Below are 20595 nucleotides of genomic sequence, written 5' to 3'. Positions count from 1 at the left end.
AGAAAGTCCTAATTAGCTGATCCACATCAGCGGGGCAAGGACATGTAGCGAAAGGACCCCGCAATGAAGACCATTCTGATCACCGGCTGCTCCTCTGGATTTGGCCTGGATATAGCCAAGACTTTTGCCGAGCGCGACTGGAAGGTCGTTGCCACCATGCGGTCCCCGCGTGAGGATGTGTTGCCAGCGTCAGAGAATATCACCGTGCTGCCACTCGATGTTACCGATGACGCGAGCGTAAAGAATGCCCTGGATGCTGCAGGCCCCATCGACGTGCTGGTGAACAATGCTGGCATCGGTTGGCTCAATGCCCTGGAAGGCACCGCGATCGATACGGCGCGAGACGTGTTCGAAACCAATACGCTTGGCACGATGCGGGTCATACAGGCGGTGTTGCCGCAGTTTCGGGCGCGCCGGAGTGGTCTTATCATCAATGTGACCTCGAGCGTGACGATGCGGCCGCTGCCTTTGCTCTCAGTGTACACAGCCAGTAAGGCTGCGGTGAATGCCTTTACCGAATCTCTTGCGCTGGAACTCGCGCCGTTTGGGATCACCGTGAAAATCGTGCTGCCGGGCTCTGCTCCCGGCACCAGCTTTGGTCAAACGGCACTCGCGCGACTTCGGGGCGAAGGAGGGTTTCCAGAGGCCTATGACGTGTTCGCACAACAGGTCGTCGCTGGCTTGCGAGATCCCAATGCACCCAAGACGTTATCGGTCGATGTCGCAGAGGTCGTCTGGCGCGCAGCGACGGATTCGTCGGCACCCATGCGCCTGCCTGCCGGGGCCGATGCGGTGGCTTGGGCCAGCTAAGACGATCCACCTGAAATCTGACACAGCTGCCAATCCGGCATGCATGGCGGCGCCATGCCGGATTGGGCCGCCTGCGGTGATTATTGGCCGCACTGGTCAATCCCGTAGCCATCGCCTACATATCGGGGAGCAGAAAATTTCCACGACGCGGAGCCGTGCCATGAACCAGAACAACAAGATTTTTGACGGGTTGGGCCGGGTGATGAATGAAGCGGCTGGGGTGGCCGACGGGGTGCGGCGGGAGGTCGAGACCGTCGTCAAATCGCAGGCGCAGCGGATCGTCAACGACATGGACCTGGTCAAGCGCGAGGATTTCGACGCGCTGCGCGAGCTGGTGCAGGTGCAGGGCGAGGAAATCGAGGCGCTGCGCAAGGAGATTGCGGCGCTGCGCGGCGACAAGGCTGCCTCCTAGAGCAGGCGGGCCGGATCGATGCGGGTCGCGGTCCTTTCCGATGTGCATGGCAATGTGCCAGCGCTCGATGCGGTGCTGGAGGATATGGCGCGCCAGAGCGTGGACGCGGTGGTGTGCCTGGGCGACCATGTGAGCGGGCCGATTGACCCCGCGGGCGCTGCCGAGCGGATCATGGGGCTCAATCCGGTCGCCATTCGCGGCAATCACGATCGCTGGGTGATGAACCTTCTGGGGCGGCCCGAGCCTTGGTCGGTGGATGTGTTTGCGCGCGAAAGATTGCGCCCGGAGCAGCTCGACTGGCTGGGTGGTCTGCCGGCGACGGCCAAGCTGGGCGATGCGGTTTTCATGTGCCATGGCACGCCGAGCGATGATGAGGCGCCCTGGCTCGACAATTTCTTCGACGGACGGACGACGCGGCTGCCCTCGGAGGCCGAGGTGGAGCGCGAGGCGGTGGGGCTGGACCAGCCGGTGATCCTTTGCGGACACACCCATATTGCCCGCACGCTTCGGCTCAGCGACGGGCGGCTCCTGGTCAATCCGGGTTCAGTGGGCATGCAATTGGTACGCGGCTCGCCCGATGCGCATTATGCCATTGTCGAGCGGCGGCTGGGCAAGTGGCAGACGGCGCTGATCTCGGTGCCATATGATACCGAAGCGGCGGCGCGCATGGCTGAGGAGAATGGTTTTCCCAATTGGGGTGACGCGCTGCGGTTCGGCTGGGTGGGACCGGAGAGCCTTGGGTAGGGTCCTCCTGAGGACAGGGTTTTTGACCCGCTCCCAGATCTGCTACGGCCGGTGGGCCTCGCGTGGCTCTGCCATTCGAGCGTAGCTCTCATGGCCTTCTCGCCTAAATTCGCTCCACTGGAGCGAATTTGCCTGCGGCACGGTTCGAAGTGTGAATAAGCTTCAATTCGAGACAGGTGGGCCGGGCGTTTTAACGCCTCGTTAACCATGGCGGCCCAATCATCATCCACAAGAGAATGGTGTTCTCCCTTTTCCTCGCGTCCCCTGAATCAGAGACGCGGTGTAGGGTTCGGATCAGGGACGATTCTCGGGCCGTGAGGACGGCGGCGTTGTTATCCCTGCGTAATCCCAGAGTGGTGGCCAACACGGCCGCGTGGACGACTAACTCCCTGTTTAGGACGGACTTTCTGCATGTCCCTGATTGAATATGAGCCCGACCGCGTCTCCCATCCGGTGGACCTTGTCGAGCACATCGCATCGATCAATGACTGGACTTTCGAGCGGCAGGATGCCGACGAAATTTCCATTTCCGTGCGCGGGGGGTGGAGCGATTATCACGTCTCGTTCAACTGGATGGAAGATCTGGAAAGCCTGCATATTGCCTGCGCTTTCGATCTCAAGGTGCCTGAGGGGCGCCGGAGCGAAATCAAGCAATTGATCAGCCTGATCAATGAGCAGCTCTGGATCGGCCATTTCGACATCTGGAACAAGGAAGGCGTGGTGCTGTTCCGCAATTCGCACCTGCTGACGGGCGGGGCGGATGTTTCGCCGCAACAATGCGAGGCGCTGTTGCGTTCTGCTACCGATAGTTGCGATCTCTACTATCAGGCGTTCCAGTTCGTCGTCTGGGCCGGAAAATCGGCCGCCGATGCGCTGAGCCATGTGATGTTCGAGACAGTAGGCGAAGCATAATGCAGGCAAATCTGAGGACTTTGGGTCCCGTCATGCTGGTTGGCGCCGGCAAGATGGGTATGGCGCTGGCACGCGGCTGGCTCGATGCCGGGCTGCCGGGGAGCAATCTGGTGCTGGTCGATCCGGCGCCGAGCGACGCAGCAAAAGAGCTGGCGGCGGATTATGGCCTTGCAATCTATCCCGAGGCTGTGGGGCTGGAGCCCAATGTGTTGGTGCTGGCGGTCAAGCCGCAGATTATTGGCGATGTGATGGAAGGGCTGAAACAGGCGGTCGGGCCGCAGACGCTGGCGCTGTCCATCGCGGCAGGGATTTCGATTGCGACACTATCGGCGGGGCTGGAAACGGGGCGGGTGGTGCGCACCATGCCCAATACGCCGGCGCAGATCGGCAAGGGGGTTACCGGCGCGGTGGCCGGGCCCGATGTGAGCGAGAAAGATCGCGCGGTGACCGATGCGCTGCTGTCGGCGGCCGGACAGGTGGCCTGGTTCGATGCCGAAAGTGACCTCGATGCGGTGACGGCGGTGTCGGGGTCCGGCCCGGCCTATGTGTTCAACCTGGTGGAGGCGATGGCGGCGGCCGGGGTCAAGCAGGGATTGCCCGAGGCCGTGGCCATGCAATTGGCGCGGCAGACGGTGATCGGTGCGGCGGCGCTGATGGAGGCCGATCCGGCGCCAGTGGGTGTGCTCCGGCAGAATGTCACCTCGCCCAATGGCACGACGGCGGCGGCGCTGAATGTGCTGATGGGTGACGACGGGCTGACGCCGCTGATCGAGCGGGCCGTTGCGGCGGCGCATAAGCGCAGCGAAGAACTGGGGCGCGGTTAGGCCGCTTTCAAAGTTTGCTGGTCAGGTTCAGCCGGTCGAGCACGGAGCGGTCGGCTGGGTCGACCATGCCGATGAGGAAGCGGCGGACCATATTGGCGGCCTCTGGCGGCAGAGCATCGATCGAGGCATCGATGCGGCTGGCCTGGGATTCCGAGAGCTGGCCGAAAAAGGATCGGCCCTTGTCGGTGGCAAAGAGCAGGCGCTGGCGCCGGTCGGCATGGCCGGTGCGCTGCTCGACATAGCCATTGTCGATCAATTGGCGCAGCACCCGGGCCAGGCTCTGCTTGGTGATCTTGAGAATGTCGAGTAGGTCGGCGACCGGCATGCCGGGCCGCAGATTGACGAAATAGAGCACGCGGTGATGGGCCCGGCCAAAGCCCTGACGCTCGAGCAGCGCATCGGCGTCGCCGGTGAAGTCGCGATAGGCAAAGAAGAACAGGCCCATAATGTCGAGCGGCAGGTGCGCCTGATCGGCCAGAGAATTTATGTCAGCCTTGTTGACATTTTTTTGATCCGCTGGCATTGTCCCTCCATCGGCGCCGCTGCTTCGACTTATCCCAGAGCCGTTCCGGTTTGCCAAGGGTTTGACCCTGATGCATGATTGAGCAAACGGCGCATTCGACAAGAACGGCGCGAGACAAAATTTTCGGAGAGGAACAATGGCAGGCCTGCCTATGGACCAGCGCGATGGCTGGATCTGGTTTGATGGTGAATTCAAACCCTGGAAAGAGGCGAAGGTGCATGTGCTGACGCACGGCCTGCACTATGCCAGCTCGGTATTCGAGGGCGAGCGGGCTTATGGCGGGGAGATTTTCAAGTCGCGTGAGCATACGGATCGCCTGATCCGCTCGGCCAGCCTGCTCGACATGAAGCCCTTCCCCTATTCGGCTGACGAAATCGACGCGGCCAAGGCGCTGGTGCTGGAAAAGAACAATTTGGTCGATGCCTATGTGCGCCCCGTGGCCTGGCGCGGCTCGGAAGAATTGTCGGTTCCCGCCCGCAACAATACCATTCACGTGGCAATCGCCGCCTGGGTGTGGCCGAGCTATTTCTCGGTGGAAGAAAAGCTCAAGGGCATTCGCCTGGAATGGAGCAAGTGGAAGCGCCCAAGCCCGGAGACGATCCCGTCTTCGGCCAAGGCTGCGGGTCTTTACATGATCTGCACACTCTCCAAGGACGCGGCCATGGCCAATGGCTATGCCGATGCGCTGATGCTGGACTATCGCGGTTATGTGGCCGAGGCCACCGGCGCCAATGTGTTCTTCGTCAAGGGCAAGGACATCACCACGCCCACGCCGGATTGCTTCCTGAACGGCATTACCCGGCAGACCGTGATCGCGCTGGCCAAGGAGAACGGCTTCACCGTGACCGAGCGGCATATCAAGCCCGAAGAACTGAGCCAGTTCGACGAATGCTTCCTGACCGGGACTGCGGCGGAAGTGACGCCGGTGTCGCTGATCGGTGACTATGCCTTTACCCCGGCCGAAGGCTGCCGGACGCTGATCGATGCCTATGCGGCTGCGGTGCAGCCGAAAAAGGCGGCGGCTGAGTAGGTTTCGCCGGATTTGAATGTGAAAGGGCCGGGCAGGAATGTCCGGCCTTTTTTATTTGTGGACGTCTCCCCTCACCGACTCGGCTTCGCCGAGCCACCTCTCCCCGATGGGGAGAGGAACATGCAGAGTGTTTGTCGCTATTTTTTCCTCATCGAGGGAAGGTGGCGCGCAGCGCCGGATGAGAGGGACTAGGTCCACCGCTGCCGGGCTGCGTCGTCTTCGGTTTTCGCTTCGACCCAACGCAGGCCCTTTGCCGTTTCCTCCTGTTTCCAGAAGGGGGCGTCGGTCTTGAGGTAGTCCATGAGGAACTGGGCGCCGTCGAAGGCCGCCTGACGATGGGGGGCAAGCGTTGCCACCATCATGATGGTTTCGCCCGGCACCAGGCGCCCATGGCGGTGGATGATGGCGGCGTCGATGAGGCCGAACCGGGCGATGGCGGCTTGCCGCATGGCGGTGAGCTCGTTTTCCGCCAGTTCGGGATAACATTCGAGAATAAGGGCACTGATTGGGTCGTCAGCTCTCGAACGGACTAGGCCGGTGAAGGTGACCATGGCGCCGGCTTCGACATGGGCGGCCTGGAACGCGCTGGCCTCGGCGCCGGGGTCGAAGCGGTCGGCAGTGACCCGGATCATCTCAGCCGCCCGTCATGGGGGGCAGAATGGCGATCTCGCGGGCCCCGGCAATTGGCGTATCCCAAGGCACAATGCGGGCATCGCGCGAGAGCTTGAAAATGGCCGGGTTGGCCATGGCGAGGTCCAGCGCTTCGTCCCGGGCGCGTAGCCAGATCACGAGATCGGCAAGGGTGACGATTTCGGGCGGCGGAGCCACCTCGTCGCTGGCGCGATTGAGCCGTTCGCGCAACCAGGCGAAATAGAGAACCCTCATTTGCCGATCCCCGACAGATGTGGCCAGGAGGCGCGGAGATAGGCCCAGCCGGTCCATATGGTAATGGCGCCGGCGACCCAGAGGACTACGTCCGACACCAGCGTAAGGCCCGGTATGATTGGTTCGGCGATGACTATGCCCAAGGCGACAAGCTGGATTGTTGTCTTCCACTTGGCCAGTTTCGTGACCGGCAGGACCACGGTCTTGTTGCCGAGAAACTCGCGCAGGCCAGGAATGAAGGTTTCGCGGAAGAGAATGGCAATGGCCGGGACCAGATCAAGCGCTGACAGGCTGCGGTCCCAGGCGAGCACGGTAATGAGGATGATGACGAGAATCTTGTCGGCAATGGGATCGAGCATGCGCCCGAGATCGGAATATTGGTTCCAGGCGCGGGCAAGATAGCCATCGACCCAGTCGCTGGCGGCCGCGGCGATGTAGAGGGCGAGCGCAATGGCGCGGGCCGTTGGGTCGCCCGACATCACCAGGGCCGCGATGGGAATGATCGCCGCGATGCGGGCGATGGTGATGATATTGGGGACGAGGAAGAGTGGGTTCCGGTTCATGGCGCGAGAGAACAGGATGGCGGGGGAGGGGTCAAGCTCAGAGATGGTGCGCTTGGATGGGTCGTCACCCCCACCCTGCTTCGCGACGGACTTAGCAAGCTAAGTCCTGCTCAGCTTCCCTCCCCACAAGGGGGAGGGCGTGAAGGAACCGAGGCGCCGTCACAGCGCCTCCCTCCCCCTTGTGGGGAGGGAATGAGGGTGGGGGTATCTATGCCACGGCCTTCTTGTTTACCTCGCGGCGCTTTTCGACGGCGTCGGCAAGGGTTTCGAGGGCGGTGACGGTGGTGTCCCAATCGATGCAGCCATCGGTGATGGACTGGCCGTAGACGAGGTCCAGGCCGGGCACGAGGTCCTGGCGACCGGCGACGAGATTGGATTCCACCATGACGCCGATGATGCGTTTGTCGCCGGCTGCGAGCTGGTTGCCGATCTCGGCGAGAACCTGGGGCTGGTTTTCCGGCTTCTTGGACGAGTTGGCGTGGCTGGCATCGATCATCAGCGCGGGATTGAGACCTGCCTTGATGGCGGCGTGCGCCGCCGAATCGACGCTTTCGGCATCGTAATTGGTGGTTTTGCCGCCGCGCAGGATGATGTGACAATCTTCATTGCCGGTGGTGGCCGCAATCCCAGAGCGCCCATCCTTGGTGACGGCCATGAAATGGTGCGGCTGGGAGGCGGAGAGCACGGCATCGAGCGCGATCTTGATATTGCCATCGGTGCCGTTCTTGAAGCCGACCGGGCAGGAGAGGCCCGAGGCCAGTTCGCGGTGAATTTGGCTTTCGGTCGTCCGCGCGCCGATGGCCGCCCAGGCGACGAGATCGACCAGATATTGCGGCGTGGTCATATCGAGGAATTCGCAGGCGGCGGGCAGGCCGAGATTGGCAATATCGAGCAGCAGAGCGCGGGCCGTATGCAGGCCATGATCGATATTGAAGCTGCCATCGAGATCAGGATCGTTGATCAGTCCCTTCCAGCCCACAGTGGTGCGCGGCTTTTCGAAATAGACGCGCATGATGATCTCAAGCTGATCGCCAAGCTTTTCGCGCAGCGGGGCGAGGCGGCTCGCATAGTCGAGCGCGGCTTTGGGATCGTGAATGGAGCAGGGACCAACAATAACGGCCAGGCGATCGTCGTTGCCGGCAAGGATATTGTGGAAGGCGTGGCGGGCGGAAATGACAGTGCGCGTGGCCGCGTCGGTACGCGGATGCTGGTGCATGACCTCGATGGGCGTGGTCAGCGGCTTGATTTCGGTGATGCGCAGGTCGTCGGTGGATTTAAGCATTTGGTGGTCCTCTGGGAGATATTCCGGAGGGGCCAACAAAAAAGCCGCCTCGGAAGTCGGGCGGCTGGCTTGCGATTTGGTGGTCTTGTCTGGGGTCAGATCACACGCGCGCAATAGCCTCCGCCGGGAGCGGATAGCTAAAGTACCAAAAGAAGGTCGCGGTGTTGATCATGGACGAGATTGTTAGCGACGAGTCGAAGACTTGTCGAGTCCCTACTTTGGTCGAGGCGCAAGCCCCCCATTAGCCGCCGGCGCCCTGATAGTTGCGCAGGCAATGACGCCAATGCGCCATGGCGATGAGCACAAAGAGCGGGCCGATGGCCAGGGATGCGGGACCGGCCCAATCGCCCAGAATGGGAACGGGTTTGCCCAGGGCCACGGCAGTGGGCACAAAGGCGAGAAAGCCCAGGGGGGCGAAGGTGATCATCATGATCTGCAGGGGCCAAGGGAAGATATTGAGCGGGTAGCGCGCCAGTTCCCAGAAGCCGAAAAAGATCGAGAACAGATGGCGCGAGCGCACCCAAATGAGGGCGGTGGCGCCGATCATGGTCATCAAGGCTGCGGTGAGCATGGCGGCGCTGACGATGGCGGCGATGAAATAGAGGGCGAGGCCAGGCGACCAATCGATAGCGAGGCTGGAGACCGACCAGGCCATGAGGCCGATGGCCAGCGCGATGTGACCGCCATATTCGATGTTGAGGCCGGAAAAGGCGAGAAAGGTCCAAGGGCCGATGGGTTTGACGAGGATGGCATCGAAGGTGCCGAGGCGGACCTTCTCCTCCATGTCGCGAAACTGCACGAAGCTGAGCGATGCACCCAAGGCATAGGCCAGCAGGTGGAAGGCCAGCAGCAGAGCCATTTGCGGCCAGGTCCAGCCGCCGAGATTTTCGAAGCGCGCCAGGAGCAGGGCGATGGATGCATAAACGCCAGCATAGCCTATGGCCTGTGCGATCCAGCCGATAAGCAAGGCGCCCCGGTACTCCATATGAGTGCGGATATGGATGCCGATCAGATGCGGAAGTACTTTTAGAACGCTGGACATGCTCAGCCTCCCTGCACGACGAGGCGGTGGCGCATGCGGGACCAGAGCCAGATCAACATGCCTACGAGCGCGGCAAGCCAGGCGCAGCCAATGGCGAGATGCAGGCAGGAGGAGGCGGGGTCGAGCTTGCCCAGATAGACGGCGCTTGGATAGTAGCTTACCCAGGCGAATGGCAAGTAGCCCAGAACCGCAGCCAGGGGTGCGGGCATAAACCAGAGAGGCACGATGGCGCCGGATGCCACGGCCATGATACCACGCAGAAACCAGTCGAGGGCGAAGGCTGTCAGGAGCCAGAAGGCCAGCATCGCGGTCAGCGTTGCCAAGAGAAACATTATGCCCCAGGACACCACCCAATAGGCCAGAAAGAGCATGCCATGGGCGACGCTCGCCGGGGGTAGCAGGCCGACAGTGGCAGCCACAATGATGGCGACGGGCACGGTGATAGTCAGCTGTTCGAAGGCGTTATTGCCCAGCTGATTGAAGAACAGCAAGGCCGGGTAGTGCAGCGGTTTGAGCAGAAATGTGGTGACATCGCCGGTACGGATGGCGTCGCCAACCTCGCGGATATAGCGGGTAGTGTTCCAGTTGAGCAGTGGGCCGGCGATGAGCACATAGGTCACCATGTCGGGCAGGGTGACGCCGTCGACCGTACCTCTACCCAAAAAAGCCGCTGTCCAGACCGCGATGAAGGCGAAGGTGGCGACCAGTTCGCCGAAAAAACTGGACCAGACCTGATTGCGATAGGCGAGGCGCGAGGTGAAGGCGGTTGCCGTAAAGGCGGGGTAAGCATTCACTCTCATGGCGCCGCACCGGCCAGGTTGGGCTTATTCTGGTAGAAGGTGCGGATGACCTCCTCGATGTCGGGTTCCTCGAGCTTGACGTCCTTAAGGCCGTGGCCGCGGCCAAGCTCGGCGAGAACATCCAGTAGCGAGACATTCTCGTCTTCGAGCAGGAAGTGTTTGGCGCTGCCTTCGTCGGCCACCAGGGTTGCTGAAGCGAGACTGATCGGGCCAGGGTCGGCAGCGAATTCCAGCATGAGCCGGCGGCGCGAGCCAAGCGTGGTGCGCAGGCGCTTCAGCTCGCCGTCAAAGAGCAGCTTGCCATCGTCTACCATGATCAGGCGCGGGCAGATTTCCTCGATGTCGACGAGGTCGTGGGTGGTGAGGATGATGGTGGTGCCGCGCTGGCGATTGATCTCGGCGAGGAATTTGCGAACGACATCCTTGGCGACGACGTCCAAGCCTATGGTCGGCTCGTCGAGGAACAGAATTTTTGGGTCGTGCAGCAGCGCCATGGCGATCTCGGCACGCATGCGCTGGCCCAGGGAGAGCTGGCGCACGGGCCGCTCGATATAGGAGGCCATGTCCAGCATCTGGGTGAGATAGGCCAGGTTATCGGCGAAGCGGGGCTCGGGAATGTCGTAGATGTGACGGTTGAGATCGTAGCTGTCGCGCACTGGCAGGTCCCACCAGAGCTGGCTGCGCTGGCCGAAGACGACACCGATCTCGCTCGCATTGATCATGCGGTGGCTATGGGGTTCGCGGCCCAGCACCGAGAGCGCGCCGGCCGTGGGCGTCAGGATGCCGGTCATCATCTTGATCATGGTCGATTTGCCGGCGCCGTTGGGGCCGAGATAGCCGACCGCCTCGCCCGGCTCAATGGCAAAGCTGATGCCGTCGACGGCCCGGATTTCGGTATAGTCGCGCGAGAACAGGCTCTTTAGCGCGCCGCCAAAGCCGGACTGGCGCTTGAGCTGGCGAAAGGTCTTGCCCACGCCAGAGGCGGAAATGATCGGTGGCATCGGGTTGCTCCCCTTGGGAAAGGGAAGCTAGAGCGATTCTTTGTCATGGGGGAGGTCGCACTGGGCATGGGGCGCCTATTGTTGCGTCTTATTTGCAGGCGCCCCGCTATTCAGCCAGCCATATTGAACTGTTGCAGATGAAGGATGGTGACTTCGCCGTCCCATTGGGGCCAATGCTTGCGGTGCAGATCGATGAAGCGCTGGGTCCATTCGACGATTTCGGCGTCGCTGTCGAGCTCATAAATGGCGTAACCGCCGACCATTTCCTTGGCTTCGGCAAAGGGGCCATCGGTGACCATGTGACCCTTGCGGGTGGTGACGGTGCCGGCGAGGGCCATGCCCCCGGTTTCGGTCATTTTCGCGCCGGCCTCCATGCCGAGCTGAACGATGGCGGCCATGAGCTCGGGGGGCGGCTGGATGGCCGTCTCGGGATTGAGAGTCTTGACCATGGTGATGAATTTCATCGGACGCTCCTGTGTTATGCCGATGCGACGAGCGGGCTGGGCGGATTTCGACGCGCCAAGGATCGTGGCGTGACGCAACTAGGTCCGGTTGAAATGATCGTAGATCAATTGTGCCATGGCAGCTGAGATTGTCGGTACGGCCTGCAGGTCGGCCAGGGAGGCGCGGGAGACGGCCTTGGCGGAGCCGAAATGGTTGAGGAGCGCGCGCTTGCGCGCGGGGCCGATGCCGTCGATCTCGTCGAGCGGGTTCTTCACCACATCCTTCTTGCGGCGGGCGCGGTGGGTGCCGATGGCGAAGCGGTGGGCTTCGTCGCGCAGGCGCTGCACGTAGTAAAGGACCGGGTCGCGGTGCGGCAGCATGAAGGCGTCGCGGCCTTCGATGAAGAATTTCTCGCGCCCCGCGTCACGCTCTTCGCCCTTGGCAATGCCGATGAAGGTGACCTCGCGCGGCAGGTTCAATTCGGCAATGACCTCGCGCACGGCATTGAGCTGGCCGGCGCCACCGTCGATGAAGACGACGTCCGGCCAATCAGGCATGCCGGTCTGCTCGTCTTCGGCGTCGGTCTCGCTTTCAGTGGCGAGCCGGGAAAAGCGGCGCGTCAGCACTTCGCGCATCATGCCGAAGTCATCGCCCGGGGTGATGTCGGTCGATTTGATATTGAAGGTCCGATAGTGCTTTTTGGAAAAGCCTTCCTCACCCGCCACGATCATGGCGCCGACCGCATTGGTGCCGGAGATGTGGGAATTGTCGTAGACTTCGATACGGCGCGGCGTCTCTTCCAGGCCGAAGATTTCGGCAACGCCTTCGAGCAGGGTGCGGTTGGACGCGCCTTCGGCCAATTGGCGGCCCAGCGCTTCCTTTGCATTGTTGAGGGCGTGATTGACCAAATCGCGCTTTTCGCCGCGCTGGGGTATTTCAATGCGCACCTTGCGGCCAGCGCGAGACGAAAGGGCCTCCTCGATCAGCGCCGGTTCGGCCATGTCGTGGCTGAGCAGGACCAGTTTTGGCGGCGTGCGATCCTCATAGAACTGGACCAGGAAGGCTTCGAGCACTTCGGCATCGCTGAGGCTGTCATCGGCCTTGGGGCGGAAGGCGTGATTGCCCCAGTTCTGAAAGGCGCGGAAGAAGAAGACCTGCACGCAGAACTGACCGCCTTCGTGATGGATGGCGAAGACGTCGGCTTCCTCGACCGAGCGGGCCGTGGCGTCGCCCTGCGACTGGATCAGTGCCAGGGCCGAAAGACGGTCGCGAATAAGGGCAGCGCGCTCGAAATCGAGGTCTTCGGCCGCCTTGTTCATGTCGGCTTGCAGGTGATTGCGCACAGCGTCGGATTTTCCGGACAGGAATTGCCGGGCGTCCTCAACCAGCTCGGCATAGCCCTCAAGGCTGATCTCGCGGGTGCAGGGGCCGGCGCAGCGCTTGATCTGATATTGGAGGCAGGGACGGGTGCGGGCGGCGTAGAAACTGTCAGAGCAATTGCGCAAGAGGAAGGCCTTTTGCAGGCTGGCAATGGTGCGGCTGACGGCGACTGCCGAGGCGAAGGGGCCGAAATAGTGGCCCTTGCGGCGGCGCGAACCGCGATGCTTGGTGAGTTCGGGCGCCTCGTGATCGCCGGTAATCAGAATATAGGGAAAGCTCTTGTCGTCGCGCAGAAGCACGTTGAAGCGCGGGCGCAGGCGCTTGATGAGATTGGCTTCGAGCAGCAGCGCCTCGGACTCGGTCTCGGTGCGGACGAATTCCATTGAGACCGTGGCCGCGATCATGCGCTGGATGCGGACCGGCAGACCTTCGGGGCGGGTATAGTTGGTGACGCGGGATTTGAGCGAACGCGCCTTGCCCACATAGATCACGCCGCCTTCGGCATCGAGCATGCGATAGACACCCGGGGCGGCCGGCAAGGTGCGCACAAAGGCGCGAATGACCTCGGGGCCGGAGGGCAGGGGGCTGGATGTGTCGGAGGTGTCAGTCATGATCGTGGTGTCGGGCCCCGTCGCGCGGGGTAGCTGAGATGCTGCCCACCATCGAGCGCCAGCATCTGGCCGGTATAGGACGGCATGGAGAGGATAGCCAATACACCCTTGGCGATGGCCTCGGGGCCAGCATTGCGGCCCAGGGGCAGGCCGGCGACTGCCTGGTCGAATTCGGCCTGGCTCTGGCGGGCATTGGGCAGGACCGGTCCGGGACCGATGGCGTTGACGCGTATGGTCGGGGCCAGAGACTGTGCCAGAATCTGGGTTGCCGTCCACAGCACCGATTTTGAAAGGAAATAGCTGAAATAGGCCGGGCTGGGCCGCAGGACGCGCTCATCGACAATATTGACGATATTGCCTTCGAGGCCGGCGGGAAGCTGGGCGGCAAAGTCGCGAGCCAGGAAAATAGGGGCCTCGGCATGGATGGCAAAATGCGTGTCCCACAGCGCCTCGTCGACATCCTGCGCACTGTCTGGCTCGAAGGCGGAGGCATTGTTGATCAGGGTGGTCAAGGGGCCGAAATGTGCTGCCGCATCGGCCATGAGCCGGGCGCGTTGGGGGCGCTGGGTCAGGTCGGCCTGTATCGTCTCGGCGCGGCCGCCCGAGGCCCGAATCTCGTCTCGCACCGCTTCGGCGCCGCTCCGGTCGGACCGGAAGTGGATCACCACGGCGTGGCCGGCTTGGGCCAATGCGGTCGCGATAGCCGCGCCAATGCGGTCGCCGGCGCCAGTGACAAGCGCGACGGCCTGGGGCTGAATCGGGGAATGAGGACGAGAATTGGACATTGCGCAGACCATAGGCCGGAAGGGGTTGCGTCATCAATCGGTTGCAGGGGCCGCATCGGGCGTAATTGTGCCAAGAGACAATCTCTGGCAGCAGGGTTTTTTGCCTTGCCAGAATTTGTAACAGGCGTAGCCTCATCATGTGGCAGGACGGGAGGTTCTGCGCAATTAGAGGGGGAAATTATGGACGTGATCTTGCCCATCCTGGTGCAATTGATCGCTGGCGGCGCCGGCGGCAATGTTATCGGACAATTGGCAAAACAGCTCAACCTCGGCACTGCCGGCAATTCCATTGTCGGCGCGATTGGCGGGCTGGCAGGGACCTGGCTGGCCGGCATGATTCCGGGCCTGGATTCGCTGGTGGGTGCGGCGGCCGGTGCTGCCGGAACGACCGGTGGACTGGACTTTGGTGCTCTGGCCGGGCAGGGCGCGACCGGCCTGGTCGGCGGCGGGCTCCTGACAGCCATTGCCGGTCTGATCAAGTCGAGCATGTCAAAGGCCTGATCGGGGCAGAATTTCCGGCGCCTCGCGGCGCGTTCTGCGGGGCGCTATCGAACCGAGTTTTTCATGTCCGTCTCTCCTGTTTCGCAGGCGACCGATCAGGTCGGTCGTGCCATTGCACTTACCCTGCTCACGATTGGCGTCTTTGGTGTTCAGGACGTGGTGGCCAAGATCCTGATGCAGGATTATTCGCCGTTCCAGATCACCATGATGCGCTATTGGGGCTTTGCCGTTTTTGCGCTGGCGCTGGTGGCGCGGCAAGCGCCATTGCGGCGGGCACTGCAAACGCGCGCACCGCGCCTGCAAGTGCTGCGCGGCGTGCTGCTGATGGCCGATATCTGGTGCTTCGCACTGGCCCTGCAGGTGGTGGCGCTGGGGGATTTGCAGGCTATCGTTATTCTCTATCCGCTGTTGGTGACGGTGTTTGCCATTCCCTTGCTGGGTGAGACGGTTGGCCTGTTTCGCTTTGCGGCGGTGGGTGCCGGTTTTGCCGGGGCGCTGATAATCATGCGGCCCGGCGGCGTGCCGATGGATTTGGGAGCGCTGTTCGCCCTGGCCTCGGCCGCTTTCTATGCGCTTTACATCGTGGTGACGCGCAAGGTGGCGGCGCTCGACAGTGCGGCGACCAGCATGACCTATTCGGCGCTGGTGGGCCTGGTGCTGTCGAGTGGTGTCGGATTGTTTTTCTGGCAGCCCATGGGATGGGCAGATTTTGCACTGGTGCTGGTGGTGATGGCGACGACCTGTGCCGGGCATGGTGTGATGACCGTTGCCCTGACCATGGCGCCAGCGAGCGTTTTGCAGCCGTTCAATTATTTCTCGCTGCCCTGGGCGATTGTGCTCAGCATCGTAGTGTTCGGGCAGTGGATCGACCCTCTGTCCCTCTTGGGTGCGAGCGTGATCGTGGCTGCGGGCCTGGTGGTCATGGCGCGGGAGAGCGTGAGGCGGGTGCCGAAGGTGGCCGAGGAAGCGGTGCCGAATGCGGATTGAGGGCGGGTAGCCGTGCCAAAAGGACAGCGCCGCCCGGAGGCGGCGCTTGCAGTGTATGGGCTGCGGATCAGGTGCCGATGCAGAAATATCCGTTGGGGCCGTTAAAGCACATGCTGGCGCTCGGATTGCTCGGATAGATGGGCAGCGGGCGGGGGCGCGGGTTCCAATGCGGCGGGCGCGGCGGATAAGGGGTCCAATGGGGCGGACGGGGCGGGCGCGGGCGTTCCCAGTAATCGTCATCCCAGTCATTGTCCCAGCTCGGGCGGCCGCTGCTGAGATAATTGGCCGAAACCCAGCCATCGGGGCCGCGCTTTTCGACATAGCACCAGCTACCACGGCAATATTGGACATCGACCTGCTCGCCGCGGCGCAACGTATCCACGACGCGGAAGCCGGTGCCGGGGCCCGAGCGCACATTGACATTGCCCGTGGCGATGGCGGACGCGGCCGATGCGGCCATGGTGGTCGCGAGCACGGCCACGGTGGCAACGCCGGCGGCCATGAGTTTGTTCTTAAGGGTCATGCGGGGACTCCTTCCTGATGGGGTGGCAATCAAGCCTTGGCCTCACTTAAGCGTATCGCGCCTGAACCCAAGCTGAACGACGTGTTAAGCCTTAAGGGGCCCGGCGTCGCCGCACCGGACGGGCGCTACAGGCGGAGCAATTCCACGAAGCGGCCGAGCGCTTCGGCCAGCTTCTTGCGCTGCTTGGTCTTGAGTTCGCCCATCAGCGCTTCCTCAAGCTGTGCCCAATGATCCGCCAGGGCGTTGCGAACGCGCACGCCGCGCGCGGTCAGCGCCAGGCCCGGTTCCAATTCGGGCCCAACGGCCTGGCGCGTGATGAAGTCGCGGCTGGCGAGGCGTTCGAGCCGCGGGGTCAGCATCTCGATCGGCAGGTCCAGTTCCGCGGCCAGATCGGCTTCCGTTGTTCCGGAACGCCCGAGCACGAACAGGACGGCATCGTCGCCGGGTTCGAGGCCCTTCTCGACCAGGGGCAGCAGCAGCGCCTTATGCGCAAGTTGGCCCGCTTCGATGAGCCGGTATAGCGTTGAGCGGGAAGAGGGTCTGGACATGGGCAGGAAAATAGTCCGATCTCCTTGTCGCCGTCGATTGGGCTTTCCATCCTATCGTTAATCGCTCAACGACCAAGAGCCGTTATTGTTCACCCAATGCAGATGAGTTATGCGTCCATTGGTCAGCTCTGAGCAAACGGACGCTTCATGTCGCAGGACCTTTCCCGTATCCGCGCTTTTGTGCAGGTTTTCGACGCGGGTGGATTTTCGGCCGCGGCACGCCAGCATGGCCGCTCCAAGGCCTTGCTGAGCAAATATGTGACCGATCTGGAAGATTATCTGGGCGTGCGGCTGATGAATCGCACGACGCGCAAGCTGAGCCTGACCGAGGCCGGCGAGGCCTATTATCGCGAGGCTTCGGGCCTGCTGCAGCAATTGGACGACCTGGACGCCAATATTGCGGAGCAAACGGCCGAACCGCGCGGCCTGCTGCGCGTCTCGGCGCCGCGCAATTTCGGCGAGAGCACCCTGGCTCCGGCCATATTTGCCTATCTCAGCAAATATCCCAAGGTGACGCTCGATCTCAGGCTCGAGGACCGCTATGTCGACCTGGTCGATGAGGGGATCGACGTGGCCTTGCGCATCTCGACCATGGCCGATTCCTCGCTGATTGCGCGCAAGATCTCGGATATGCATGTCGTGGTGGGAGGGTCGCCCGCACTGTTGAAGCGGGTGGGGACGCCCACCCATCCCGAAGACCTCAGACACATGCCCTGCCTCGTAGACGTCAATCTGCAGGGTCAGTCGAACTGGCGCTTCACCGAAGAGGGGAAGACCATTTCGGTGCCGGTCAGTGGGCCGCTGCGAGTCAATTCGCCGCTGGCCGCGCGCACGGCGGCCGTGATGGGCCTCGGTTTTGTCGTATTGCCATCTTATCTCGCCGAACCGGTTATCCAGACCGGCGAACTCGTGCCGGTGCTGGCCGATTATCTGCCAGTGGGGCAGACGCTGCAGGCCGTCTATCCGCACAGGCGGCATCTGGCGGGCAAAGTGCGGGCATTGATAGACCATCTGGTGGAGTGGTTCGCCGCCCACCCAATCCATTAGGGGCCCAGATTGCCAGGTTTTTGGGGGCGTGCGGCCATTGCCGCCTTGGCGGCAGCACTTTTCGCGCAGCCGGTATTGGCGCATCCACATATTCTGATCGATGCCAAGACGGTCGTGCGTTTCGACGATGCCGGCCGGGTGGCCGGTCTGCACCATAGCTGGACCTTCGATACCGCGTTTTCGGTGTGGATGGTGCAGGGCCTGGACACCAATGGCGACGGCGAGGTGACGCCGGACGAAATGCAGGACCTTGCCGACGAGAACATGGCCGGGCTCGTCGATTTCGGCTTTTACACCTATGCCGGCGACGGCATGACATTTGCGCCGGCGGGCGACCAGGGCATGGCCTACCGGGACAATCGGGTGACGCTGGATTTTTCCATCGACGCGATTGCGCCCCAGCCGGTGGGCGAGCGGTTCGAACTGGGTGTTTACGACCCGGAATATTACGTCGCGATCACGGTCAATGACCCGGCCGATGTGACGCTGGAAAACGCGCCCGAGGGATGCGCGGTGCGGCTCGAGCCGCCGGTGCCGATGGCGCCAGAGGTAGAGCAGCGGCTTTACGCGCTGGGGCCCGAAGTGCTCGAACTGCCCCCCGATCTCGCGGCGGCCATGCGGGGCACGCAGGGCCTGGTCGTGGTGACCTGCGGTGCAGCGGCGGCACCGGCAACGGCCATGGAGGCGGTGACGGATGTGGCGCGCGCCCGGCCCACGGCGCCCTTTGGCGGTCCGCCGCCCGAAGTGGGGCTCAACCTGCCGCGCAGCGGATTTTTCGGATGGCTGCAACAGCAGCAGCGCGATTTCTATGCGGCCCTGACCAATGCGCTGGACGCCTTGCGCAGCGACTGGACGGCCTTTTGGGTGCTGGGCGGGCTGAGCTTTCTCTATGGCATTCTGCATGCAGCCGGGCCGGGGCATGGCAAGGTGGTCATCTCCTCCTATGTGCTGGCCAATGAGAGCCAGTTGCGGCGCGGTATCGCGCTGAGCGGGTTGTCGGCGCTGATGCAATCGGTGGTGGCGATCGGTTTCGTGCTGGTGCTGGCTGGCCTGTTGAACCTGACCAGTACGGCGCTGGGCGATGCGGCGCATTGGGTGGGTGTGGTGTCCTATGCGCTGGTGGCGCTGCTGGGGCTGTGGCTTGTCCTGCGCAAAATATTGGGTTGGGGGCATCACCATCATCACACCAATCTGGCGCACAAGGCGCGTGAGCATCTCCATGGTCATGACGGCCCGGACTTGCACGATCATGCCCAACACCATCACCCGCATGACGACCATGACCACGAACACGACCACAATATGCACCATGCCATTGGACCCGGGGATATCCGCGGCAATTGGCGGGAGCAGCTGGGCGTGGTGCTGGCCGTGGGGTTGAGGCCCTGTTCGGGGGCGTTGGTGGTGCTGGTTTTCGCTCTGTCGCAGGGGTTGCTGGCGGCCGGTATTGCCGCGGTGCTGCTGATGGGGCTGGGCACGGCGATCACGGTTGCCGCATTAGCGACGCTGGCGGTGACGGCGAAGGGGCTTGCGGGGCGCATTGGCGGGGCGGACAGCGCCATTGCCGGGGCGATCTTGTGGTGGGCGGAACTGGTGGGGGCGGTCTGCGTGCTGGGCTTTGGTGTGCTGCTGCTGATGGCCAGCCTTTAGGTCTCCATTCGGTCGCGCTGCCGAACCGCAGAACCGGCACCACTTTTGCGGGCAGCGATCTGGACTGGATCACCAATGCGGCGCGACCCATAGCCGCTTTGCGCTGCGGGCTGAAATGGGTAAGGTGCCGGCCAAACTGGAACATTTCCAAACTGGTCCCAATGTCCGCTCAGCTGCCGCCGAACCATCCGCCCGTACCCAAGCAGAAAATCGGGGTGCTGCTGCTCAATCTGGGAACGCCGGACGCGACCGATTACTGGAGTGTGCGGCGGTATCTGAAGGAATTTCTTTCCGATCCGCGGGTGATCGAAACACCCAAATGGCTCTGGTGGCCGATCCTCAATCTGGTCATCCTTTCGGTCAGGCCGCAAAAGGCGGGGCATGCCTATGCCCAGATATGGGACCGGGAGAAGAATGAGAGCCCCTTGCGGGTGATCACCAGGGAACAGACGGAGAGCCTGGCACAGCGTCTCAAGGGCGAGGATGTCGTGGTGGAATTTGCCATGCGCTATGGCAATCCTTCGACCCAGAGTGTGCTGGAGAAGATGCAGCAGGCGGGGTGCCAGAAGATGTTGCTGGTGCCGCTTTATCCGCAATATTCGGCGACCACGACTGCGACGGCCAATGACAAGGCCTTTGATGCGCTCAAGACCATGCGGTGGCAGCCGGCGGTGCGGACGGCGCCGGCTTATTTTGATGACCCGGGCTATATCAAGGCGCTGGGTGAGTCGATCCGGGAGGGCGTGGCCAAGCTCGATTTCGAGCCGGATGTGGTGATCACATCCTATCACGGCATGCCGGTCGAATACCTCAAGAAGGGCGACCCCTATCACTGCCAGTGCCTCAAGACGACGCGGCTATTGCGCGACTATCTCGGCTGGGAGCAGGACAAGCTGATGGTGACCTTCCAGAGCCGGTTCGGGCCTGCCGAATGGCTGCAGCCCTATACCGACAAGACGCTGGAAGCGCTGCCGGGCAAGGGCATCAAGAAGGTGGCCATTCTTGCCCCGGCCTTCTCGGCGGACTGTATCGAGACGCTGGAAGAGATCGCCATGGGGGGCAAGGATACATTCATGGAAGCGGGCGGGGAGAAGTTCGCCTATATTCCGTGCCTCAATGCCTCGCCGGGCGGCATGGACTTTGTGGAGGCCATGGTGCGGCGCGAATTGAGCGGGTGGCTTTAGGCGCCAGCCATGGCCCCTGCGCCCCCTCGCCCCTCAGGGGAGAGGGTTGGGGTGAGGGGTGAGAGCCCCTCGGCAAGGCCGCAAATCTGAACCCCTCATCCGGCCCT

24 protein-coding genes are annotated in these 20595 nt (G+C 62.6%); 11 read left to right on the top strand and 13 right to left on the bottom strand.

Annotated features, from left to right (window positions below):
• Positions 1 to 63 precede the first annotated feature (63 nt).
• From V8Z65_RS12205 to proC, 5 genes are all read left to right on the top strand, one after another.
• Positions 64 to 810, top strand: coding sequence for an SDR family oxidoreductase (locus tag V8Z65_RS12205; RefSeq protein ID WP_338720398.1), 747 nt, complete (start codon positions 64 to 66; stop codon positions 808 to 810).
• 160 nt (positions 811 to 970) lie between these two features.
• On the top strand, positions 971 to 1222 hold the full coding sequence (locus tag V8Z65_RS12200; RefSeq protein ID WP_338720396.1) for an accessory factor UbiK family protein: 252 nt from the start codon (positions 971 to 973) through the stop codon (positions 1220 to 1222).
• An 18-nt stretch (positions 1223 to 1240) separates the two neighbouring features.
• Positions 1241 to 1966 (top strand): metallophosphoesterase family protein, encoded by a 726-nt coding sequence (locus V8Z65_RS12195; RefSeq protein WP_338720394.1) that lies wholly within the window; start codon positions 1241 to 1243, stop codon positions 1964 to 1966.
• Positions 1967 to 2377: 411 nt separating this feature from the next.
• Entirely contained in the window at positions 2378 to 2878 is a 501-nt protein-coding gene (locus V8Z65_RS12190; protein ID WP_338720392.1) for a YbjN domain-containing protein, read from the top strand.
• Entirely contained in the window at positions 2878 to 3702 is an 825-nt protein-coding gene (gene proC / locus V8Z65_RS12185) for a pyrroline-5-carboxylate reductase (protein WP_338720391.1), read from the top strand. Before V8Z65_RS12190 ends, proC begins: the two co-directional genes overlap by 1 nt.
• Positions 3703 to 3709: 7 nt before the next feature.
• Here the strand turns inward: proC and V8Z65_RS12180 are convergent, their stop codons facing one another.
• Positions 3710 to 4225: a MarR family transcriptional regulator gene (locus V8Z65_RS12180; protein WP_338720389.1), complete on the bottom strand. Its 516-nt coding sequence runs from the start codon at positions 4223 to 4225 to the stop codon at positions 3710 to 3712.
• Positions 4226 to 4361: 136 nt separating this feature from the next.
• On the opposite strand from V8Z65_RS12180, the gene V8Z65_RS12175 reads away from it, so the two are divergent.
• The gene (locus V8Z65_RS12175) at positions 4362 to 5255 is read left to right on the top strand and encodes a branched-chain amino acid aminotransferase (protein ID WP_338720387.1); all 894 of its coding nucleotides are present in this window, start codon (positions 4362 to 4364) and stop codon (positions 5253 to 5255) included.
• A 188-nt stretch (positions 5256 to 5443) separates the two neighbouring features.
• Here V8Z65_RS12175 and V8Z65_RS12170 read toward each other — a convergent pair whose 3' ends face one another.
• The 10 genes from V8Z65_RS12170 to V8Z65_RS12125 all read right to left on the bottom strand — a co-directional run bounded on the left by V8Z65_RS12170 (position 5444) and on the right by V8Z65_RS12125 (position 14048).
• On the bottom strand, positions 5444 to 5887 hold the full coding sequence (locus V8Z65_RS12170; protein WP_338720385.1) for a molybdenum cofactor biosynthesis protein MoaE: 444 nt from the start codon (positions 5885 to 5887) through the stop codon (positions 5444 to 5446).
• Between the two features lies 1 nt (position 5888).
• Entirely contained in the window at positions 5889 to 6140 is a 252-nt protein-coding gene (locus tag V8Z65_RS12165; RefSeq protein ID WP_338720383.1) for a MoaD/ThiS family protein, read from the bottom strand.
• A complete protein-coding gene (gene pgsA / locus V8Z65_RS12160; RefSeq protein WP_338720381.1) occupies positions 6137 to 6703 on the bottom strand; it encodes a CDP-diacylglycerol--glycerol-3-phosphate 3-phosphatidyltransferase in 567 nt (188 codons plus the stop codon). The genes V8Z65_RS12165 and pgsA overlap by 4 nt, the downstream gene beginning before the upstream one ends.
• Positions 6704 to 6911: 208 nt before the next feature.
• Positions 6912 to 7985, bottom strand: a complete 1074-nt coding sequence (locus V8Z65_RS12155; protein WP_338720379.1) for a 3-deoxy-7-phosphoheptulonate synthase — start codon at positions 7983 to 7985, stop codon at positions 6912 to 6914.
• A 241-nt stretch (positions 7986 to 8226) separates the two neighbouring features.
• Positions 8227 to 9027, bottom strand: coding sequence for an ABC-2 family transporter protein (locus V8Z65_RS12150; protein ID WP_338720377.1), 801 nt, complete (start codon positions 9025 to 9027; stop codon positions 8227 to 8229).
• 2 nt (positions 9028 to 9029) lie between these two features.
• On the bottom strand, positions 9030 to 9827 hold the full coding sequence (locus V8Z65_RS12145) for an ABC-2 family transporter protein (protein ID WP_338720375.1): 798 nt from the start codon (positions 9825 to 9827) through the stop codon (positions 9030 to 9032).
• Positions 9824 to 10828, bottom strand: coding sequence for an ATP-binding cassette domain-containing protein (locus tag V8Z65_RS12140; RefSeq protein ID WP_338720373.1), 1005 nt, complete (start codon positions 10826 to 10828; stop codon positions 9824 to 9826). Before V8Z65_RS12140 ends, V8Z65_RS12145 begins: the two co-directional genes overlap by 4 nt.
• A 110-nt stretch (positions 10829 to 10938) precedes the next feature.
• Positions 10939 to 11292: a YciI family protein gene (locus tag V8Z65_RS12135; RefSeq protein WP_338720371.1), complete on the bottom strand. Its 354-nt coding sequence runs from the start codon at positions 11290 to 11292 to the stop codon at positions 10939 to 10941.
• Positions 11293 to 11370: 78 nt separating this feature from the next.
• Positions 11371 to 13263: an excinuclease ABC subunit UvrC gene (gene uvrC, locus V8Z65_RS12130; protein WP_338720369.1), complete on the bottom strand. Its 1893-nt coding sequence runs from the start codon at positions 13261 to 13263 to the stop codon at positions 11371 to 11373.
• On the bottom strand, positions 13260 to 14048 hold the full coding sequence (locus V8Z65_RS12125) for an SDR family oxidoreductase (RefSeq protein ID WP_338720367.1): 789 nt from the start codon (positions 14046 to 14048) through the stop codon (positions 13260 to 13262). The genes uvrC and V8Z65_RS12125 overlap by 4 nt, the downstream gene beginning before the upstream one ends.
• Before the next feature lie 180 nt (positions 14049 to 14228).
• Here V8Z65_RS12125 and V8Z65_RS12120 point away from each other — a divergent pair, with 180 nt between their 5' ends.
• Both V8Z65_RS12120 and V8Z65_RS12115 read left to right on the top strand, forming a co-directional pair.
• On the top strand, positions 14229 to 14549 hold the full coding sequence (locus V8Z65_RS12120; protein ID WP_338720365.1) for a hypothetical protein: 321 nt from the start codon (positions 14229 to 14231) through the stop codon (positions 14547 to 14549).
• A 63-nt stretch (positions 14550 to 14612) separates the two neighbouring features.
• Positions 14613 to 15536, top strand: a complete 924-nt coding sequence (locus tag V8Z65_RS12115) for a DMT family transporter (protein WP_338720364.1) — start codon at positions 14613 to 14615, stop codon at positions 15534 to 15536.
• A gap of 67 nt (positions 15537 to 15603) precedes the next feature.
• Here the strand turns inward: V8Z65_RS12115 and V8Z65_RS12110 are convergent, their stop codons facing one another.
• Positions 15604 to 16059, bottom strand: coding sequence for an SH3 domain-containing protein (locus V8Z65_RS12110; protein WP_338720361.1), 456 nt, complete (start codon positions 16057 to 16059; stop codon positions 15604 to 15606).
• Positions 16060 to 16184: 125 nt separating this feature from the next.
• Positions 16185 to 16607, bottom strand: a complete 423-nt coding sequence (locus V8Z65_RS12105) for a hypothetical protein (RefSeq protein WP_338720359.1) — start codon at positions 16605 to 16607, stop codon at positions 16185 to 16187.
• Positions 16608 to 16754: 147 nt separating this feature from the next.
• Between V8Z65_RS12105 and V8Z65_RS12100 the strand changes: the two genes are divergently transcribed.
• The 3 genes from V8Z65_RS12100 to hemH all read left to right on the top strand — a co-directional run bounded on the left by V8Z65_RS12100 (position 16755) and on the right by hemH (position 20488).
• On the top strand, positions 16755 to 17654 hold the full coding sequence (locus V8Z65_RS12100) for a LysR family transcriptional regulator (RefSeq protein WP_338720357.1): 900 nt from the start codon (positions 16755 to 16757) through the stop codon (positions 17652 to 17654).
• Between the two features lie 9 nt (positions 17655 to 17663).
• Positions 17664 to 19304, top strand: a complete 1641-nt coding sequence (locus V8Z65_RS12095) for a DUF1007 family protein (RefSeq protein WP_338720355.1) — start codon at positions 17664 to 17666, stop codon at positions 19302 to 19304.
• Between the two features lie 161 nt (positions 19305 to 19465).
• Positions 19466 to 20488 carry a ferrochelatase gene (gene hemH, locus V8Z65_RS12090; RefSeq protein WP_338720353.1) on the top strand — a complete coding sequence of 341 codons (1023 nt, stop codon included), beginning with the start codon at positions 19466 to 19468 and terminating at the stop codon, positions 20486 to 20488.
• Positions 20489 to 20595 lie beyond the last annotated feature (107 nt).

The organism is Devosia sp. XK-2 (assembly GCF_037113415.1).
Classification (GTDB): domain Bacteria; phylum Pseudomonadota; class Alphaproteobacteria; order Rhizobiales; family Devosiaceae; genus Devosia.
The sequence above is the reverse complement of the archived record's forward strand: the minus strand, read 5'-3'. Positions and strand labels throughout refer to the sequence as shown.

Excerpts from the sequence above, each read along its gene's own strand:
- V8Z65_RS12205 (WP_338720398.1), top strand. The coding sequence starts at position 64 with ATGAAGACCATTCTGATCACCGGCTGCTCCTCTGGATTTGGCCTGGAT.
- V8Z65_RS12200 (WP_338720396.1), top strand. The coding sequence starts at position 971 with ATGAACCAGAACAACAAGATTTTTGACGGGTTGGGCCGGGTGATGAAT.
- V8Z65_RS12195 (WP_338720394.1), top strand. The coding sequence starts at position 1,241 with ATGCGGGTCGCGGTCCTTTCCGATGTGCATGGCAATGTGCCAGCGCTC.
- V8Z65_RS12190 (WP_338720392.1), top strand. The coding sequence starts at position 2,378 with ATGTCCCTGATTGAATATGAGCCCGACCGCGTCTCCCATCCGGTGGAC.
- proC (WP_338720391.1), top strand. The coding sequence starts at position 2,878 with ATGCAGGCAAATCTGAGGACTTTGGGTCCCGTCATGCTGGTTGGCGCC.
- V8Z65_RS12180 (WP_338720389.1), bottom strand. The coding sequence starts at position 4,225 with ATGCCAGCGGATCAAAAAAATGTCAACAAGGCTGACATAAATTCTCTG.
- V8Z65_RS12175 (WP_338720387.1), top strand. The coding sequence starts at position 4,362 with ATGGCAGGCCTGCCTATGGACCAGCGCGATGGCTGGATCTGGTTTGAT.
- V8Z65_RS12170 (WP_338720385.1), bottom strand. The coding sequence starts at position 5,887 with ATGATCCGGGTCACTGCCGACCGCTTCGACCCCGGCGCCGAGGCCAGC.
- V8Z65_RS12165 (WP_338720383.1), bottom strand. The coding sequence starts at position 6,140 with ATGAGGGTTCTCTATTTCGCCTGGTTGCGCGAACGGCTCAATCGCGCC.
- pgsA (WP_338720381.1), bottom strand. The coding sequence starts at position 6,703 with ATGAACCGGAACCCACTCTTCCTCGTCCCCAATATCATCACCATCGCC.
- V8Z65_RS12155 (WP_338720379.1), bottom strand. The coding sequence starts at position 7,985 with ATGCTTAAATCCACCGACGACCTGCGCATCACCGAAATCAAGCCGCTG.
- V8Z65_RS12150 (WP_338720377.1), bottom strand. The coding sequence starts at position 9,027 with ATGTCCAGCGTTCTAAAAGTACTTCCGCATCTGATCGGCATCCATATC.
- V8Z65_RS12145 (WP_338720375.1), bottom strand. The coding sequence starts at position 9,827 with ATGAGAGTGAATGCTTACCCCGCCTTTACGGCAACCGCCTTCACCTCG.
- V8Z65_RS12140 (WP_338720373.1), bottom strand. The coding sequence starts at position 10,828 with ATGCCACCGATCATTTCCGCCTCTGGCGTGGGCAAGACCTTTCGCCAG.
- V8Z65_RS12135 (WP_338720371.1), bottom strand. The coding sequence starts at position 11,292 with ATGAAATTCATCACCATGGTCAAGACTCTCAATCCCGAGACGGCCATC.
- uvrC (WP_338720369.1), bottom strand. The coding sequence starts at position 13,263 with ATGACTGACACCTCCGACACATCCAGCCCCCTGCCCTCCGGCCCCGAG.
- V8Z65_RS12125 (WP_338720367.1), bottom strand. The coding sequence starts at position 14,048 with ATGTCCAATTCTCGTCCTCATTCCCCGATTCAGCCCCAGGCCGTCGCG.
- V8Z65_RS12120 (WP_338720365.1), top strand. The coding sequence starts at position 14,229 with ATGGACGTGATCTTGCCCATCCTGGTGCAATTGATCGCTGGCGGCGCC.
- V8Z65_RS12115 (WP_338720364.1), top strand. The coding sequence starts at position 14,613 with ATGTCCGTCTCTCCTGTTTCGCAGGCGACCGATCAGGTCGGTCGTGCC.
- V8Z65_RS12110 (WP_338720361.1), bottom strand. The coding sequence starts at position 16,059 with ATGACCCTTAAGAACAAACTCATGGCCGCCGGCGTTGCCACCGTGGCC.
- V8Z65_RS12105 (WP_338720359.1), bottom strand. The coding sequence starts at position 16,607 with ATGTCCAGACCCTCTTCCCGCTCAACGCTATACCGGCTCATCGAAGCG.
- V8Z65_RS12100 (WP_338720357.1), top strand. The coding sequence starts at position 16,755 with ATGTCGCAGGACCTTTCCCGTATCCGCGCTTTTGTGCAGGTTTTCGAC.
- hemH (WP_338720353.1), top strand. The coding sequence starts at position 19,466 with ATGTCCGCTCAGCTGCCGCCGAACCATCCGCCCGTACCCAAGCAGAAA.